This is a genomic window from Chryseomicrobium sp. FSL W7-1435 (assembly GCF_038595005.1).
Lineage (GTDB): Bacteria > Bacillota > Bacilli > Bacillales_A > Planococcaceae > Chryseomicrobium.
Genome location: NZ_CP151997.1, coordinates 2,675,985 through 2,694,433, shown reverse-complemented (window position 1 = coordinate 2,694,433; position 18,449 = coordinate 2,675,985). Strand labels below are relative to the sequence as shown.

15 protein-coding genes are annotated in these 18,449 nt (G+C 35.6%); all 15 read left to right on the top strand.

The features are described from left to right. Positions 1–66: 66 nt before the first annotated feature. The 15 genes from MKY84_RS13810 to MKY84_RS13740 all read left to right on the top strand — a co-directional run bounded on the left by MKY84_RS13810 (position 67) and on the right by MKY84_RS13740 (position 18,385). Positions 67–906 (top strand): TnsA endonuclease N-terminal domain-containing protein, encoded by an 840-nt coding sequence (locus tag MKY84_RS13810; RefSeq protein WP_342526798.1) that lies wholly within the window; start codon positions 67–69, stop codon positions 904–906. Further along, complete coding sequence (locus MKY84_RS13805; RefSeq protein WP_342526796.1) at positions 903–3,059, top strand: Mu transposase C-terminal domain-containing protein; 2,157 nt, start codon at positions 903–905, stop codon at positions 3,057–3,059. The genes MKY84_RS13810 and MKY84_RS13805 overlap by 4 nt, the downstream gene beginning before the upstream one ends. After that, entirely contained in the window at positions 3,034–4,728 is a 1,695-nt protein-coding gene (locus MKY84_RS13800) for an ATP-binding protein (RefSeq protein ID WP_342526794.1), read from the top strand. Before MKY84_RS13805 ends, MKY84_RS13800 begins: the two co-directional genes overlap by 26 nt. An 11-nt stretch (positions 4,729–4,739) precedes the next feature. After that, complete coding sequence (locus tag MKY84_RS13795; RefSeq protein WP_342526793.1) at positions 4,740–6,608, top strand: TnsD family transposase; 1,869 nt, start codon at positions 4,740–4,742, stop codon at positions 6,606–6,608. Beyond that, the gene (locus tag MKY84_RS13790; protein ID WP_342526792.1) at positions 6,589–8,121 is read left to right on the top strand and encodes a Tn7-like element transposition protein TnsE; all 1,533 of its coding nucleotides are present in this window, start codon (positions 6,589–6,591) and stop codon (positions 8,119–8,121) included. Before MKY84_RS13795 ends, MKY84_RS13790 begins: the two co-directional genes overlap by 20 nt. Before the next feature lie 825 nt (positions 8,122–8,946). Beyond that, positions 8,947–9,309, top strand: a complete 363-nt coding sequence (locus tag MKY84_RS13785; protein ID WP_204591155.1) for a DUF2294 domain-containing protein — start codon at positions 8,947–8,949, stop codon at positions 9,307–9,309. 140 nt (positions 9,310–9,449) lie between these two features. Next, complete coding sequence (locus MKY84_RS13780; RefSeq protein WP_342526790.1) at positions 9,450–10,460, top strand: sodium-dependent bicarbonate transport family permease; 1,011 nt, start codon at positions 9,450–9,452, stop codon at positions 10,458–10,460. Between the two features lie 34 nt (positions 10,461–10,494). Beyond that, positions 10,495–11,061, top strand: coding sequence for a carbonic anhydrase (locus MKY84_RS13775; protein ID WP_204591151.1), 567 nt, complete (start codon positions 10,495–10,497; stop codon positions 11,059–11,061). A 35-nt stretch (positions 11,062–11,096) separates the two neighbouring features. Further along, positions 11,097–11,972, top strand: coding sequence for a DUF6671 family protein (locus MKY84_RS13770; RefSeq protein ID WP_204591149.1), 876 nt, complete (start codon positions 11,097–11,099; stop codon positions 11,970–11,972). Positions 11,973–12,431: 459 nt separating this feature from the next. After that, entirely contained in the window at positions 12,432–12,764 is a 333-nt protein-coding gene (locus tag MKY84_RS13765; RefSeq protein WP_204591147.1) for a hypothetical protein, read from the top strand. A 95-nt stretch (positions 12,765–12,859) separates the two neighbouring features. Continuing rightward, on the top strand, positions 12,860–13,360 hold the full coding sequence (locus tag MKY84_RS13760; protein ID WP_204591145.1) for a hypothetical protein: 501 nt from the start codon (positions 12,860–12,862) through the stop codon (positions 13,358–13,360). Between the two features lie 78 nt (positions 13,361–13,438). Continuing rightward, complete coding sequence (locus tag MKY84_RS13755) at positions 13,439–14,674, top strand: MFS transporter (protein WP_342526787.1); 1,236 nt, start codon at positions 13,439–13,441, stop codon at positions 14,672–14,674. Between the two features lie 494 nt (positions 14,675–15,168). Continuing rightward, a complete protein-coding gene (locus MKY84_RS13750) occupies positions 15,169–15,450 on the top strand; it encodes a hypothetical protein (protein ID WP_342526786.1) in 282 nt (93 codons plus the stop codon). Positions 15,451–15,676: 226 nt separating this feature from the next. Continuing rightward, the gene (gene gshAB, locus MKY84_RS13745; protein WP_342526785.1) at positions 15,677–17,953 is read left to right on the top strand and encodes a bifunctional glutamate--cysteine ligase GshA/glutathione synthetase GshB; all 2,277 of its coding nucleotides are present in this window, start codon (positions 15,677–15,679) and stop codon (positions 17,951–17,953) included. A gap of 81 nt (positions 17,954–18,034) precedes the next feature. Next, positions 18,035–18,385, top strand: coding sequence for a thiol reductase thioredoxin (locus MKY84_RS13740; RefSeq protein WP_342526783.1), 351 nt, complete (start codon positions 18,035–18,037; stop codon positions 18,383–18,385). Positions 18,386–18,449: the final 64 nt, after the last annotated feature.

Here is an 18,449-nt window from a genome sequence, read left to right as displayed (position 1 = left end):
ATACCGTTTATAAAAAAGTTGCACCGTTTTATCCCTTTGGATATGATTATCTAAAGGGGTGTTTTTATGTCGAAAAGAAAAAGAACATCTGAAATTGAACATTGGATTAAACAAGGTCGAGGCACCGGTATAGGAGTAGATTATAAACCTTGGTTGAAGATTCAAGATGTATCTTCAAAGGGTCGTTCCACTCGTTTAAAAGGAATAAAAACAAACAGACAGCATGAATTTCTATCGGATTTAGAAAAAAATTACTTCTATTTAACTGAATATTCAAATCATATTGTTGATATTCGAGAACAATTTCCTTTATTGCCATTAGAAGAAACCATTGTTATTGCAGATGAGTTAGGTATTAAACATCCTACTGATCCTAAAACTGGTGATCCGATTGTGATGACAACGGATTTTTTATTAACAGTTGATATGGGACAAGGTGTGTTTGAAGTAGCACGTACAATCAAAATGAAGGACGATTTACTGAAGGAACGAGTACTCGAAAAGTTTGAGATTGAACGAGAGTATTGGCAACGGAAGGAAATTGATTGGGTGGTTGTTACAGAGGAGGAAATCCCCAAAACAATGGCACGAAACATTAGCTACATTCATGATCATTTTGATATTCGAGATTATGATGTATTTCAGGAAATGAGTTCACAACATATTGAAGATTTATCCTTATCTTTAATGCAAAGGTTACTAAATAACAAAAATAGTATCCGTATAATTACGAATGAATTTGATACCGATACCCATTTACCTTTTGGTAGTGGTGTAACACTGTTTTATCATTTACTTGCTCAAAAAAACATCGTTATAGATATGCTTGAGCCACTAAATTTAGAGCAACAGATTGATATTAAATCCATTGATGAAAGCACGCTGAAGAAGGAGAAATACGGATGATTTATATTAATCAGGTGTTTCAATATGTGAAGGATTCAATACGGATTCGGGTTGTTGAAATAGAAGAATCGTATGTTTTTATTGTAGATATTGATGCACACACATCTATGCCAAAAAAAGAGCTTTATGCCACATTGTCTACAGAAATCGAACAAAAAGAGTTATTAGTGATATCAGATCCGTTCGCAAGAGTTGTAGCTGATAGTGACTTAACAGATGTGCAAATTCAAAAGCGCGAAGATGATTGGGATACTATTCAAAAATACTGTTTGGAACATATGGATGTATTGCTTCAAAGAAATGGTAGAGAAACAAAGATAAAGGAAATTGCAGGAGAGTTAAATGTGACACCTACTAAGGTAAAAAAGCTCCTCAGTCGATATTGGCAGCGTGGTATGACTAAAAATGCTGTGCTACCGGATTATGCAAACTCAGGTGGTAAAGGGAGATCCAAAGCTTTAGCAAATGCTAAAGTAGGTCGTCCACGAAGAGTAAATACTAGTGGAGATTATCAAACTGGTATCAATATAACAGATGAAATAAAGTTACAGTTCGAGCATGCTATTAACAAATATTACCGTAAGACAAATAACTATTCATTAAAAGATGTCTATCATTTTATTCTGCGCGATTTCTATTCAGACCGTTATAAAGAAAAAGGTGAAATGAAATATCGAGTGTGGGAAGCAAATCGAATACCGTCCTATCATCAGTTTTATTATTGGTTTAAGAAATTCGAAGATCCAAAGAAAGACATTCAATTCCGTAAAAGCACGAAAGAATATGAGCTGAAGCATCGTCCGATTTTAAGTGATTCTAAATCAGAAACAAATGGTCCCGGTACTAGATTTCAAATTGACGCAACTATCGCAGATATTTATTTAGTCAGTTCGCTTGATGTAAATAAAGTAATTGGGAGACCAGTTATTTATGCGGTACTTGATGTGTATTCACGTATTATTACGGGTCTTTATGTTGGGCTAGAAGGGCCGTCATGGATCGGTGCAATGATGGCTTTAGATAATATGGTTGCTGACAAAGTAAAGTTCTGTAATCAGTACGGAATTGATATTGCACCTGAGCAATGGCCAACACATCATTTGCCTGAAATTATTATCGCTGATCGAGGTGAGTTTGAAGGCTATTCGGTAGAGAATTTAATTAACAATCTTAACATTAAAATCGAGAATACTACGGCTTATAGGGGTGATTTGAAAGGGATTGTTGAAAGGAAATTCCGTACGTTTAATGGGAAGGTAAAGCAAAAAGCTCCCGGAGCAATTCAAAAGGAATATCGAGAACGTGGAGATCAGGATTATCGCTTAAATGCTACGCTAAATTTAAAGGAATTTACATCTCTAATTATTACAATGGCGCTTCATCATAACCAAAAGGTCATTGATAAATATCCTGTTGAAAAAGAAATGGTAGCTGATGGACTAGTGCCAACGCCGATTAACTTATGGAATTGGGGTATTCAAAATCGCAAAGGAAGGTTAAGAACAGTTGATCGAAATATTCTTCGTCTGAACGTGCTTCCACGTGGGAAAGCGACAATTTCAAGAGCTGGAATTAAGTTTAAAAATCTTCTTTATGGTTCTCGTCAAGCTATTGAAGAGCAATGGTATTTAAAGTTGAAAAATAGAAGTCTAGAAATCGTTTATGATCCACGTCATATTGAAAAAATCTATATTCCCCACGATAACGGAACAGATTTTGAGACGTGTATTTTATTAGAGCCTAGTCAGCAATATAAAGGTGACCTCTTGGAAGAAGTTGTCTTTCAGCAACAACTTCGGAATGAACTAGAAGAAATGGAACGAACAAATCAAATTCAGCTTACGGTAAATACTGATGCAGCATTGGAAGAGATTATAAAAAAAGCCGTTAAGAACAAAAAAGAATCTTTCAATCAGCCAACTAGTAAGAAAGCTAAAATAGCAGTTATTCGTGAAAACAAGGATGTTGAAAAACAGTTGAATCGTGAAGCTGAAAAGTTTGATTTATCACCTAATAAGGTTAGTGAAGCAGCTGACGTAATCGACTTTGTTACAAAAGAGAAGATTGATGAAACACCACCTAAGAAATCAGGCTCACGTCTTATGGAAAAACTAAAGAAGAAGCGAGATGAGGAATTTGGGAAAGACAAATGACATGGTTGTCTTAAAAGGGGATTTTGAGAAAGCGGTCTATAAGGAGCAGCTTTTAAATGAATATACCAATAATCCTTTCATCGAAGCTCTTCCACCTATATTTAATGAGGATAATGTGCTAGAGCGATTTATGGTGACTCCACGAATTAGTGAGCAAGATAAGTTAAGTGAAACGAATATTCGTTATCACGTCTTAAAACGTGTAAGGAATTTTATCCAGCCGTTACCGATTCATTTCGAGGTAGAACGTCGATTGTCTACATTGATTCGGAGGGGTTACTTGGCGCGAAATCCATTAGATAGAACATTTCTAGAGCGTGTTCGGGTGTTGCATGAATTGCGTGAAGAAGAGGAAACAGCTCACAAATATATAGATGAACGACTAAATTATATTCGTTCAACTGCCGATAGCTTATCCATTATCGGTATTTCTGGAATTGGTAAAACAACAGCAATTGAACGTCTTTTGCTTATGTATCCACAAGTGATCAAGCATGAAGAATACAAAGGACAACCGTTTAATCGAACTCAAATTGTTTGGCTTAAAATTGACTGCCCGTATGATGGAAGTTTATCTACACTTTGCAAAAGCTTTTTCAAAGCAATTGATGATTTACTAGGCACTCGATATTTAGAAAAGTACGGCTATTTGAACCGTGTGACATCGACAATGTTATTGCACATGACATCGTTAGCAAGTATGTACGGCATCGGTATTCTAGTAATTGATGAAATCCAGCACTTACTATATTCCAAAAATGAACAGGAAGAAATGTTGAATTTTTTTGTAACACTGTCTAATACAGTTGGCATTCCTACGGTTTTAATCGGCACTTCTAAAGCACAAAAATTATTCAAAGGAAACTTTAGACAGGCAAGACGGGCAGCAAGTGATGGAGCTATTATTTGGGATCGTATGGACGAAAATAGTGAAGAGTGGGAGTTTTTCCTAGAGACACTTTGGGAATTACAGTGTTTAAAAACCCATTCTGAGCTTACAGAGGAGACAAAGAAGGCATTTTATAATGAATGCCAAGGGATTACTGCTGTTGCCGTGAACCTATTTATTCTAGCGCAAGAACGAGTATTATTTGATGAGGACAACCCGGCAGAAATCATTACACCACAAGTATTAAAAAAGACTGCTAGGGAAGATATGCAAACGATTCAACCAATGATGACAGCTATTCGGACGAACAATTTTGCCGATATGATGAAATATGAAGATATTATGATTAACTTGGATGAAGTCATGCTGAATCACAAGCGAAATACTGAAATGACAGGACGTATTCAAGAAGCATTTAAAGAGCGCCAAAATACAATCGAGTATAAACGTCAAGACATGATTGGGAACTTAAGTGTTGAAGTGGAAGCTCTTGGTATTTTTGATAGTTTGAAGGAAAACGATATTAAAAAGCTCTCACAAAAAATAGTTGAGGAAAATCCACTTGATACTAAATTTCATCAACTTAAATCAGACGTGATTCAGCAGGCGATTGCATTAAATCAACAAAAGAAAGATCAAAAAGCAAAGGCAAAAGCAAAAAATGCAGAGATTCTACCAATGCTAAAGCTAAGAAAGCAAGCATTAGACAAAAAGCAACACCCCTATGAATTATTAAAAGCAAATGGATACATTAAAAATCCTTTGGAGGAATTCTACTAGGAGGAAACCAGATGCTGCCATTCTTTACTGATCCATATCCAGATGAATTGATATATTCGGCGGTCGCACGTTATCACTTTTACAGTGGGAATATTGATTGCAAAGATACGTTAGAAGAAGTATTTCAAAGTCGTTCAGTGATTCCGAGTGTTGAGATTGGTAGCCATTTTAATTCTCTCGCTAAACAGATGGGCACGCATTATTCGTTAGAAAGTTTATTAGCCAAGCATACAATTTATCCTTTCTATGCTCCTTTTCTATCACAGGAGAAGCAACGACAAATTATGCAGGATGTTCAAGGTGATGGAAAAGGACTTTATACAAGACTTGGAATGGTCGCAGGAGGTATTTGTAAAAAGGACGGACTCTATTATTGTCCGGAATGTGCAGCTAGTGATATTGAGCAACATGGAGAACCCTATATTCATCGTGAGCATCAACTACAAGGGATTGATTTCTGTGCGCATCATGAATTGAAATTAAAGAAGTATCCTGTCGATTTTTCAAAGCAGAGTCGAATAGAGTTTATTCGATTCGATAAAAAGCTAATGAACTTATCAAAGATTCAAGAAGTTGAACCAAAAGAGTTTGTAGCCATTCAAATTGCTTTAGCAAAGATGGCTTATCAACTGCTACAAGTTCCAATACATCAATTTTCAAGGGGATCTATTAATCTTAAATATCGGGCTCTTTTACGAGAGCGTAATTTAATAACAACCTCTAATCGAATTCGGCAAAAGGAGCTATACAAAGCATTTCAATCAAAGTTTCCAAAAGGATTTTTAGTTAAGTATGAATCAGCAATCGATGTTGATAATGAGTACAATTGGCCGAAGGTCATTACACGCAATCTAAAACGTCATGCGCATCCTTTCCGTCATTTGCTTATGCTTTATTTCTTAGAACAAGATGTAGATTCCTTTTTACAAGGTGAAGCTGATATAGGTCCTTTCGGTAGTGGTCCATGGCCTTGTTTAAATAAAGCAGCTAATCATTATAAGGCATTTGTAATTCCTGAAGTAAATGTTACGAGGGATTTTAAATCAAAAGCACCCATTGGTACGTTTGAATGCTCTTGTGGCTTTATTTACGCTAGAAAAGGCCCTGATAGATTATCTAAAGATAAATATCGTATTGGACGTGTAAAAGCATTTGGAGACGTCTGGAAGGCTAAATTACATGAATTGGAAGCCAAAGGAACGTCCAGTACAAGAACATTAGCTAAAATGCTTGGTGTAAATTCGAAAACGGTTAAAAAATATCTTTCTTCAGAGATAAAAATAGAAGGATTATCAGAAAACGATATCCCTTCGATGTTGCTGACTAATCGAAAACAATTATTAAAAGGAATGCAGCAATACCCAAGTTATTTAAGAACTCAAATTCGTCAGTGTTTCCCAAAAGAATATATCTACTTGTATCGTCACGATAAAGAGTGGCTGTTTGAACAGTTGCCTAAAATTCATGAGAAGAAGAATAATCAAGCAATTGTCGATTGGGCCTCACGTGATCGGGAATACTGCTCTGAAGTAAAAAAACTTTATAAAGAACTAATCGTACTAGATAAACCTATTCGGATTACAATCTCGATTGTTGGAAAACGACTTGGAATATTATCTAACTTGGAGAAACACCTTGATAAGCTACCCCAGACTAAAAAGCTCCTATCTGAAATTACAGAATCTACTCAGCAATTCCATATCAGACGTTTTTGTAAAATTATTGATCGAATGTTACAGGGGCAAGAACCAGTTGTTTTATGGAAGGTACAGCGTATTGGTGCTGTTAAGTCACATCATTTTCATGAAATAAAACCGTATTTGGAAGAATATTTACGAACAAAACAGGAAGTGAAAAGTTATGAGCAAACAACAGGTTAAAATTGCTTGGCCTTTTGCAAAAGGTGAAAAAGCACAACTGATATGGATTGGTGAGCCATTCCGATGTGATCATAAAATGATGATTAAAGCTTATTTTCGCTCACAAGGTCGTACAGAAGGTATTTTAATGGATTGGGGTACATTACCATGCCTAGCAATCCAACATTATTATACTGATGGCATCATTACGGCTAGTCAAGTTCCTAAAGGTGTACAAGAAATCGATATGACTATTTATCCTAATAGTGTTAAATATCACAAACGCCCTTGGTCTATTCAAGGAAGCAGTGATTCTGCAACTTCCCGTAGTTTCGTGTTCTCTTTTGATGGCAAGAATGTCATTTTACCAGTCATTGAAGTGTTGCGTAGCATTTTAGCTCCGAACGGCTTTCTTTTATATCGCTTGTTTGAATCGAATTCATTTCCTCAATTCTTCACTGAAACATACGAACCTAATAAAATTCATCTTAGCTTTTCATCATCTTATGAACTGAAATACACCAAAACAGGTTTTATTTATCAATTGGTTTGGTTACTAACGAATCGTGATTTACGGCAAGTCTATGAAAATATAGCCTTTACTTGGTTGCAGGAAAAGGCTTTGATATTTGAATGGGGCCTTACACAATCGATTACCATAACGGTTCGTGTAAAAGAGAATAATAATTCGTGGACAGTTCTACAAATCGTAAATGTGAAAAATAAATATATTCCATACAAACATATCTCAATTTCACATCCAGAAATACAAGATCAAGTGAAATCGAATGAGGCGAAGAAATATACTTATCGCGCCGTAAATAAAATGGACGATGAAGAGGGCCTTACATTAGATGAACAAGTCGATGGCTCCACGGAAGACTTTGATCTTGTACAAATGAATCAGTTGAAACATGAATATACATTGGTACCTAAAATCAAACGAATTAAAAGTAGTTCCTCAAAGCAGCGAACGAAAGAAGATGAAAATACTAAGAAATACTATGGCAATAATGATTCAATGCGATCTACAGCAGATAGTGGAGGTCAACATCTAGCAAGAGGGCTAGAGCATCAAATGTTGCACGAAATCCAGGCTCAAGGTGAGCTAAATGATTTTATTAATGTGTTGAAAGTAATGGAACAGCATCCAAATGTAGTGGAAATTAGAGCATTTACCGATGTGCTACCGGAAGGCTTGGGAGAACGTAAATTTACAAAGTTAAGTGATGGTGTTACGAAAAGACGATATGTGATTGCTAAAGTACATATGACAAATGGAAAGCAATTTAATATTATAGAAGTAGAGCGTGAGAATCGTTCGTTGTCGATGTTGATTTTATCATCGCCTAATACTCATAACTGGAATGCTATTTATCATTGTTTACTTGTAAATCTTGTTAATAGCAATGGCGCATGGACGAGTCAAACATTGAAAATCATTGAAAATCGAGGTGTTATTGTGATGAAGGCGAAGCATAGTTCTAAAGGTATTCGTCATAGGAGTAATATATTGTTAAATAAGTTAATTTAAAAGAACACACTTTTAAAACATTAGTGTTCTTCCGCAATCGGGCTAGTTAATCAAAGAAAAAGTTATATAAACCTTGCTAATGTTACAAATATTTATAGTCATTTTAAATTCGAGTTGTATATCTAAGAAAAATGTAATAAGTAAAACCGGACAAAACCCGGCCGGTTCTTTTTTATACGATAACCTCCTCAAGGAATATTTACTAGAGGATGTCTTTTAATGTCCAAAACACTGTGATAAGGAAGGAATTTGAACAGCCGATTGCTCTTTTTAGGGCAAGTGGTCAGTCAGACCCAAGCTAAATAGTGTGCAGAAAAAAATTTGGAACTACACCAGCTAAAAATATTGGCTAAAAGGTATACCAACGAATATGCCGCACGGTTAATAAACTAGACAAGGTTAGAATAGTTCCCAGGGGTAGGAACTGATGAACTTCCGAAAGTACTAGTACTGGTCTAAAGTTTGAACATAGGGAAACTATGTCCCATCCAATGATGGAGTGAGGGGTGTAGAGTAAATTTGGCCCTTTGAATCCAAACGCTTAGCATATCTCAAATAGGAGATTGCCAACTGATAAAGAAACATATAGATATATTTTGAGTTTGACAACCGAACTGCTTAAAGGTAGAATAAACTTACAATAAAAAGCTACGATAGATTATCAATATAACTACAAAGGGAAAATGTATTAGCACTTGGGTAATGTGTCATTGTCCTTGTGAAAATATAATTAAAGACTTTTGTAGTTAGTTTGAAATAAATCGGTATGAGATATCACTATATTTGGTGATATCTCATACCGATTTTTTTGTTAGGGGGGGCAATATGACAAAAGGTCAAATAGAAGCAGAAATCAGCAAAGCATTATCGCAATGGGAGAAGGATTTTCTAGGTCGCGGATCCGTTACGGTCAAGACCGATATTCTCCGCGACATGGTAATTGTGGTTTTGAAAGGAGTCTTAACACCCGCTGAATATAAGCTCTCTGAAACAACGGAAGGATTGTTGTCGATCAAACAAATTCGTTCTCACTTGGTGGAATCAGGTCGAGACAAATTAGATGAAATCATTCGAGATAAAACCGGTGAAGAAGTAATGATATTTCACACTGATATTAGCACAAGAACCGGTGAACGAATTATGGTCTTTAAATTATCGTGTAATTTAGAGGAAAAACTAAAGTCTTAATAAAATCAAACTTGGGAGATCTTTAAAAGACCCTTTTAAGAATATAGAATGGGTAAGTTGAAGATAAACCAGCTATTTTACATGCTAAAGGGATTATATATCGTCGGTCAACACTGGTAGTAGAATCGGAGGACTAAAGAGTGACTGATATTATTATTCAAAATTTACTATCTCCAGTTGTGTTGTTTTTTGCACTTGGAATACTCGCAGCAATGGTGAAATCAGATTTAAAATTTCCAACGGCGCTAAGTGAAACGTTAAGCATATATCTTCTGATAGCGATAGGAATCAAAGGTGGAATCGAACTTTCCCATTATTCATTGAGCACTGTTATAAAACCTATCCTCGGAACCCTGTTTTTAGGTACTTTTATACCTATAATCGTGTTATTTATCCTCCGTTTCATGAAAATGGATTTTAAGAATGCCATCGGCCTGGCTGCGACATACGGGTCGGTGAGTATTGTTACCTACGGAGCTGCTACTTCGTTTCTTAGTGAATTTGGAACAAAGTATGAAGGTTTTATGAATGTCTTAGTTGTTCTACTGGAAAGTCCAGCTATTTTTGTTTCCTTGCTTTTGTTGAAACTGAATGAAGAAAATCAAGGGCATTCTTTGTCACAAAATATCGGATTCACTGCAGGCAAGCCAATGGTCAGTGGTTTAATTAATACAAAAGTGATTAAAGAAAGCCTGTTTGGAAAAAGTGTGTTGCTTTTGCTGGGAAGTCTTGTGATCGGATGGATTGCGGGTGAGGGTGCTCTTCCTGCTGTTAAGCCATTGTTTATAGACCTTTATCCAAGTGTTTTGATGATCTTCTTACTCAATATGGGTGTGATCGCTGGTCAAAGGCTTCCTGAAGTGAAAAAACATGGATGGAAAATCCTGCTCTTTGCAATCTTTATGCCTGTATTATCCGGCATTTTGGGGATTTTTGTCGGGAATTACATTGGTCTTTCGCTAGGAGGTACTACATTGATGGGGGTGCTAGCTGGAAGTGCTTCGTACATTGCTGCTCCTGCCGCATTAAGAACCTCAGTTCCTGAGGCTAACCCATCCATTTATCTAGGGTTGTCTCTAGGGATTACTTTTCCCTTTAATTTGATTTTCGGAATACCGCTTTATTATTCAATAGCACAATGGCTTCAATAATTTCTATCATTAATAAAGAAAGGAAGTGTTGATCATGTTTGCGGATAAAATATTTAATAATCAACAAATCGAAAATGAACCTATTTCAACTAACCCAGACAATAGGAAAAAAGTATTATGTATAGTTGGGATGGAGGAACCATTGGAACAATGGTTAAATTCTGCGTCTCATTTTCTCCCGGAACAAATAATGGTATTAAAAAGCTATGGCCCGGTTATCTCAGAACCATACGATAGTCTCATGCGTAACATAATTATAGCAGTTTATCAAGAAAATGTAGAGGAAATTTTCGTTATAGGGTCAGCAGATAGAAATGAATCTATTTCGGACCCTAGTAATTTAATTTCCAAAGTCATACAAACAAAAATTCCAGCGGTTAAGATTCAAACCGTAGAATATCTTTTTAAACATTGTTTCCCTGGATTTACAGCAAACGATATGGCTCAATGGATAGAGGGAAGCAAAACAGTCACAGATGGTATTAAACAGTCTGTAAACTTGATTCGTCGGCATCCTTTGATGCCCTCGGAAATTAGAGTATATGGCCTATTGATAGATACTGTTAATGGTGTGTCTACGCGAGTTGTGGATCATCAATAACAAGTATATTTAAATATGGTTGGGGTTGAAAAACTATGATCAAAAAACAACATTACGCAGATCATCCATATTCTGGTCGTAAAGCAGTTTTAGCGACTATGCACGGAAAAGAGCTGGCTATTGGTCCTCCCTTTCATAATCTGTTACAGCTTTCAATTGTTACTCCTGAAGGGTTAAATACCGATGGTTTGGGGACTTTTACTGGTGAAATAGAGCGTAAGGGGACACCATTAGAGACGCTGCGAAAAAAAGTACAAATGGGAATGGACCATCTTGGACTACCGTATGGTATTGCGAATGAAGGAAGTTTTGGACCTTATGATAATTTTCCTTTTATCGCCCAGGATCATGAAATTCTTATATGGATTGACAATGAACGTGGAATTGAGATTGTAGAACATACGTTAAGTACTAAGACCAATTATGCTTCAAAAACAGTTTCAACATGGAATGATATGGATGATTTTTTATTGAAATCGGATTTTCCTGCACATGCACTTATTGTAAGTCCGAATTCCGAGTTTTTACCTGGATTAACCTTCAAAGGATTAAACCAAATAGATGACGTAAAGGAAGCCATTAAACGTTGCGCTTCTGCTTCCACTGACGGTCAGGCACTTATTCAAACTGACATGAGGGCACATATGAACCCCACTAGAATGAAGGTTATCACTGAACTTGCAGAAAAAATGGTTCGACGGTTAGCAACGTTGTGCCCGAAGTGTTCATGCCCCGGATGGGGGATTGTTGATTATGTTAAAGGATTGCCCTGTGCAGGTTGCGGGTTAAAGTCAAAACAAATATCAAACGAAGTATATGGTTGTCCAATCTGTGATTTTAGGGAAACTCTTCCGCGCCAGGATGGTGTTAAAACCTCTTCACCTGCTTATTGTGATTGGTGTAATCCTTAATCATTAGAGTTTTTTTAATAAATAGAATTCTTGTAGAGGAACGGGTTAAATGGGTGAAATAGGCTTTAGGAGTCTTTGTGGAGGTAACTGGGAATAATAAAAAAGTTACACTGTTTTACCCCTTTGGATTGGTTATCTAAAGGGGCTTATTTACATAGAAAGTAAAAGAACATATGAATTAAAAGGTGGATTAAGGAAATGTGAATTGACAATAGAGTTGCTCTGGTAATGGCCCGTTTATGGAATAAGGCTTATGCAGTATTTTAGCAAAGGGTCTTCTTCTTTTATAGAATTTTTCTCAAACAATATCCTAATACTATAGTTTTTGAAAAGATATAACAGATGAGAAGTTTTTATAAAAAACCATTTTTACAAATTTATGGGTTTAAAATATCTGACTATTGTGATAATATAAGAGTGTTGCTTTGTGCAATAATAAATATCAGGGAGGTTTCAGTAATGCAGACGACTTTAACAAAACTTAATTTGAAAGTTGAACTCCATGCTTCAAACCTAATGACCCCTTCACACATGGAATGGACACCTGATGGAAGATTATTAGTTTCTGAGACAACTGCTGGAAGCATTAAAGACATAACGAAACCTGGAAATTACTTAGACGTTGCCCCTTTTGCTTCTGGTTTAAAAGGACCTTCAAGTATAGTCCCTTTACAAGATGGGAGAATATATGTATGCGAGACTTGGGCTAATAGAATTATAGATGTAAGTTTAGGGGGGGATAGTACTGAAAACTTTCCTTTTTTAGACGGATTACAAAGGCATTTAGTTTAACGTACTTAGGTGACTATTTAGAAGTTGTAGAAAGAGAGAGCATAACAACAAATAGAGTTTTAAAAATAAATCCTGAAACCGGTTCTAAAGAAGTATTGATTAAAAATATTCCTGCTGTGCCTATGCCAGGGCTAGAAGGAATTTTACCGCTAGAATCATTCCCTGATAATTTTGAATACGAATGGAGCATGTACAGTGGATGTGCCGGATGGAAAACAAAGATTTTTACTGAAGATGGTCAAGAGTTCAATGTGTCAAGCAGCTCTGCACTTGGTCAGATTGTTAAGGATCCTGAAACCGAAACTGATTACATGGACTTAGTGAAAAAAGGAAACTTAATTGCTTCTGGATTGGATTGGAAGGGTGGGATGATTCAAAATCCTGTAAACAAAATGTTATACGTAACTCAGCCACATAAAGGAACAATATTAGAAATTAATCCTTTTGAAAGCAAAGATTACAGGTTTTCTGCCCCTATAATTCAAGGTTTAAATATGCCTACCTGCGTACGTTTCAGTCCTGATGGTAACAGTATGATGTTTGTTCAGCTCCAACCGGATCTATATGGAAATTTACAGGATTTCAAGAATAAATGATTCGAAGGATGAGAGTATATATACTCTCATCCTTTAGATTATAGGGAGTAATTTATGAATCTTAAACTACCTAACATAATGAAAGTATTACACAATCGTTCTTTCTCTTTGCTTTGGACCGGGCAGAGCATCTCGATGTTTGGGCTGGCTATATATATTACCTGTCTTCCCTTTTTAGTCTTCCGGGCAGGAGGTAGCGCAACAGAATTAGGGTTAGCTCATACTTTTTTTATCATCCCCCAGCTAATATTTTTACTTGTCAGTGGTGTTTTTGTAGATCGTTGGCCAAAGAAAAAAATTCTAGTAATATCATACTTTCTTCGAGGTCTTGCGGTATCTGGAATTGCAGTACTACTTCTTACAGATAATCTACAACTAATTCACGTGTATCTCCTTACAGGTTTTCTCGGCTTAATTAGCACTTTATATAGACCTGCTGTCCGTGGTATTACACCTCAAATTGTAGATAAAACTCAGTTATTATCTGCTAATTCATTAAGAGCTATTTCTCAACAGGTTAGTGATATGATTGGGCCGGTAGTTGGTGGATTTCTTGTAGCAGCTATCGGTCTTTATATTGCATATACAGTAAATGCAATAACATTCTTACTATCTGCACTTTTTGTTTCTTTAATAGCCATACGATCTACCAAGAAAAAAACAGAAGACACTCCCACTGAAAAAACAACTTTTTGGAAGGATTTCACCCAGGGATGGTCTGCAATTAAAAAGAGGCCTTGGCTAGGAGCAAGTATTCTAATTGGTTCATTATCAAACATTGGAATAGCAGCCTTTGATGTAATTATCTTACCAGTGTATGCAGACAATTCATTTAATGGAGTACAAACTTACGGAATTTTCCTTGCTGCTATGGCAATAGGAGCCTTGATCTGCGCTACTCTTATCGGTAGGTTGGAAAGGATATCAAAACGAGGGATTTTATATTACTTATTCATGGCCTTATCTGGACTGTTTATATTAGGTATATCGTTCACTCCACCCTTATTAGTATCACTTCTTTTATTAGCAGCTATAGGTTTTTGTTTAACAGCTTTTATCATAATTTGGGACAGTGCAACCCAAGAATTAATTGAAGAAGAAGTATTAGGTCGTGTAGTTAGTTTCCAGATGTTTGGAGGTCTCTTACTCCTTCCTGTTGGGTATAGTATATTTGGATTTTCATTAGACAAGTTAGGAACTACCCTATCCATGAGTATAGCTGGAGTTAGTATAATCCTGGTAGCAGCTCTAGGTTTAAAAAACAAAAAAATTAGAGAATTAGATTTGTGGAACTATTTATTGAACGTAAATTAAGAACTGATCTCCTTTTAATTAGGAGGTCAGTTTTTGGTTTCTGTCAAAAATAATTAAGGAAACTCGTCTAACTTAATCTTACCTCATTAGAAAAACCTAGAGAAAGGAATTAAATAGTTCTAAATGGGATAAATCGGTTTAGAGTATATTGCCGAAATGTTGGAAGGCTCCCTTATATTACGAACGGTCGCGATTGTTGAACAACACAGGTAGGAAATGATCAAACTTTTTTATAAAACCGAAACTTAAATGTTGTAGAGAAGAACCCATTTTGATCAATCTTTTTTTCAAAATGGATTCTTCATATTTACAATAAAATACGGGTTTGTGAGGTGTTTTTAATCAATCTTTTTTTCAAAGCTACAATTCTTCCAGGAGGGGGTTTTTTTGGTGGTTGCAACTATATGCGGTTTAGCTGTTATCTAAAATAACCTTTACTATTCATTTAAGTAGTTTACAATTTATTTTAAGTGATTCGGAGAGGGGGTCGGGTAATGGGGGAGAATTGGAGAAGAGAGAAACCATTCAATGAAAATAAATTAATGCTACGACAAGCAGGATTTGGGCTGATTGTGTTCCTCTTGTTTATTCCATATTTTAAATTTGCAGCGTTTGTTTCTTCTATAATTGAAACAGGAACACCAGCTTCAAAAATGAGTGAAATTAGAAACACTTTTCACGATTTAGACCTGCCTACGTATGATGTTTTGTCACCTGAGTTAATGGATTTAATTTCAATCAAAGTAGCTAAATTAAAAGGTACTTATAGCGATTAAGCTACATGTAATAAATTTCAAGAAAAACCTGTTGGGAAATTGGTCTCAAATAAAATTAGTTTATCTTTTGTATTTCTTCCATAATCCAAAATTAATAAACATGAAAATATCCACATTAAAACTAGATGTGGATATTTTTGATACCGTGCTTAGTCGTGATTTACATTTAACTATCTAAAGACAAGAAAAAGCTTGAAAAACAAGTTAGTTGGGAGGGATAGTTACTATGGATTTAAAAAAAATGCTAGTCGATGATCGTGTAAAACCCTATTTATTGAAAGCCCGTTATGGGATTGAAAAAGAAGGTAAACGAGTTGACTTATCCGGAAACTTAGCTAAAACAGATCATCCTACATGTATTTCGCAGGGAGATGAGCACCCGTATCTTCAGCGGGATTTTTCAGAATTACAGATGGAAATAATCACACCTGTTTCTGAGACATTAGAGGAACTGTTTAATTACTTAGCAGCAATCCATGACGTTGCTTATCGGTCTATGGGGAAAAATGAGATGCTTTGGCCATTAAGCATGCCGCCACAGTTACCAGAAAAAGAAGAAAATATTGTGATTGCAAAATTGAAAAATGTTGAAAACGTTCGATATCGCCAAGAATTATCGAACTCTTATGGCCGTCGTAAGCAAATGATTTGTGGTGTTCATTTTAACTTTGAATTTGGCAATGAGTTAATTCAAGCTTTGTTTAATTCACAATCGGAGATTAAAGACTATGAGCAGTTTAAAACAGAGATATACCTAAAGGTCACAAGAAACTATTTACATTATCGATGGCTAGTCACTTATTTTTATGGGGCTTCTCCTAGTAGTGAAAAGAATTTTTCTTTAGAGATTTCTTTGAATAAGGCAATGAGAAGTCTTAGAAGCAGTAAATACGGTTATACGAATTCTGATGATGTACATGTATCATTTAGCAGTCTACAGAACTATATATCAGACCTTTCTTCAATGGTTAAAAGTGGACTGCTATCTGCAGAAAAAGAATTTTATTCACCTGTCCGTTTAAGAGGAGGAGATACTGTTTCAGATTTAGAAAATCACGGGATTGATTATATTGAATTGAGAAATATAGATTTAAATCCTTTTGAAAGGTATGGAATTAGTCATGAACAAGCAGAATTTCTTCATCTATTCTTACTTTATTTATTATGGAAAGATGAAGGGGCAAATTGTGATGAGTGGGTAAAAATGGGTGATGTTAACAATGATATAGTGGCTCTTGAGCACCCTTTAAAGCATACACAATTTGAAACTAAAGCTAAAAAAATAATTGATGAGATGGAATACTTAGTAGAAATCTTAAATTTGACTATTTCAGATACATTATTTGTTCATCTCAGAGACATGTTAATGAATCCAAGTAAGACTTTGGCTGGAAGATTATATGAAGCGAGTAAAAAAAGCAGTCAAAGCGAAGTGGCTACTTCTATTGCTAAAGAAAATTATAAAAAATCATGGGATAAACCCTATCAATTATCAGGATTTACTGACATGGAGTTATCCACTCAGATTTTAATGTTTGATGCTATCCAGTTAGGAATCCAAGTAGAAATTTTGGATCGGCACGATCAATTTTTGAAGCTTCAACTAAAAGATCATGTTGAATATGTGAAAAACGGTAATATGACAAGTAAAGATAGCTATGTATCGACTTTAATTATGGAAAATAAAACAGTAACAAAGAAAATACTTCAACAACATGGATTTCGTGTGCCAAATGGTGAGGAATTTCAATCAATTGAACAGGCATTGTTATCCTATGATTTATTTTCCTCCAAACCATTCGTTGTGAAGCCAAAAACAACAAATTACGGATTAGGAATTTCGATTTTCAAAGAAGGCGCAAATTACGATGATTATAAAAAAGCCATTACCCTAGCGTTTAAAGAGGACTCCTCTATCCTAATAGAAAAATTTATGACAGGAACAGAATATCGATTTTTTGTAGTAGATGACAAAGTTCATGCTGTTTTATTACGCGTTCCTGCGAATGTTAAAGGGAATGGGAAAAATACAATTGAAGAGTTAGTTATTCAAAAGAATCGTGATCCGTTAAGGGGAAGAGATCATAGAACTCCTTTAGAAAGTATACAATTGGGTGAATTGGAGAGCTTGATGCTGAAAGGTCAAGGGTATGATATTCATTCCATTCCAAAAAATGATGAGATTATCTATTTGCGTGAAAACTCAAATATAAGTACAGGCGGAGACTCGATTGATGTGACAGATCAAATTCCTGAGGAGTATAAAAAAATTGCAGTAGATGCGGTAGCGGCACTTGGGGTTAAGATTTGTGGTATCGATTTTATTATTGAGAACACAAAAGTTCCTGCAGCATATAAAAATGCTTATGGAATTATTGAAGCGAACTTTAATCCATCAATGTATATGCACATTTATCCATATAAAGGAGAATCTCGACGGTTAACTATGCATATTCTACATTATTTATTCCCTGAACTAGTAAAAAGTCAGGACTATAGATGAGTAAAATTTAAGTAAGCATAATTTAATTGAGGAACTTCAAACTGGAGCATACTAAAGACATGTGAGAAAGGAGACTGAGCAATGACTTCTACTTATGAAGAAATTGTAGCTAGTTTTGAAAAAATTGATTCCGCAAAAGCACAGGAACTAATAAAAGGAAAAGGCGAAGCTGTTATCTATATTGGCAAGGCTGTATGTCCTTATTGTCAAAAATTCGTTAAAAAACTAAAAAATGCTGCTGAAGAAACGAATACTCATATCTATTACGTTAATAGTGTGGAAGAACCTGATATGGAAGGTATTGCGGCCTTTCGTAATGAATACGACATTCCAACGGTTCCTGGTTTCATTTATACGAATGGGAACACGGTAAACGTGAGATGCGATTCAACCATGACAGAAGAAGAAATCAAAGCTTTTATGAATAAATAATTCAATTTTAGAGCGACAAGGTCTACCAGCATGAATGGGTGTGGTGAGGGAAAAGCAGTTACGC

Bases quoted from the DNA above. Each gene is read 5' to 3' on its own strand.
- MKY84_RS13785 (WP_204591155.1), top strand. From the start codon at position 8,947: ATGACAAAAGGTCAAATAGAAGCAGAAATCAGCAAAGCATTATCGCAA.
- MKY84_RS13740 (WP_342526783.1), top strand. From the start codon at position 18,035: ATGACTTCTACTTATGAAGAAATTGTAGCTAGTTTTGAAAAAATTGAT.
- MKY84_RS13755 (WP_342526787.1), top strand. From the start codon at position 13,439: ATGAAAGTATTACACAATCGTTCTTTCTCTTTGCTTTGGACCGGGCAG.
- gshAB (WP_342526785.1), top strand. From the start codon at position 15,677: ATGGATTTAAAAAAAATGCTAGTCGATGATCGTGTAAAACCCTATTTA.
- MKY84_RS13770 (WP_204591149.1), top strand. From the start codon at position 11,097: ATGATCAAAAAACAACATTACGCAGATCATCCATATTCTGGTCGTAAA.
- MKY84_RS13750 (WP_342526786.1), top strand. From the start codon at position 15,169: ATGGGGGAGAATTGGAGAAGAGAGAAACCATTCAATGAAAATAAATTA.
- MKY84_RS13775 (WP_204591151.1), top strand. From the start codon at position 10,495: ATGTTTGCGGATAAAATATTTAATAATCAACAAATCGAAAATGAACCT.
- MKY84_RS13810 (WP_342526798.1), top strand. From the start codon at position 67: ATGTCGAAAAGAAAAAGAACATCTGAAATTGAACATTGGATTAAACAA.
- MKY84_RS13805 (WP_342526796.1), top strand. From the start codon at position 903: ATGATTTATATTAATCAGGTGTTTCAATATGTGAAGGATTCAATACGG.
- MKY84_RS13800 (WP_342526794.1), top strand. From the start codon at position 3,034: ATGAGGAATTTGGGAAAGACAAATGACATGGTTGTCTTAAAAGGGGAT.
- MKY84_RS13765 (WP_204591147.1), top strand. From the start codon at position 12,432: ATGCAGACGACTTTAACAAAACTTAATTTGAAAGTTGAACTCCATGCT.
- MKY84_RS13795 (WP_342526793.1), top strand. From the start codon at position 4,740: ATGCTGCCATTCTTTACTGATCCATATCCAGATGAATTGATATATTCG.
- MKY84_RS13790 (WP_342526792.1), top strand. From the start codon at position 6,589: ATGAGCAAACAACAGGTTAAAATTGCTTGGCCTTTTGCAAAAGGTGAA.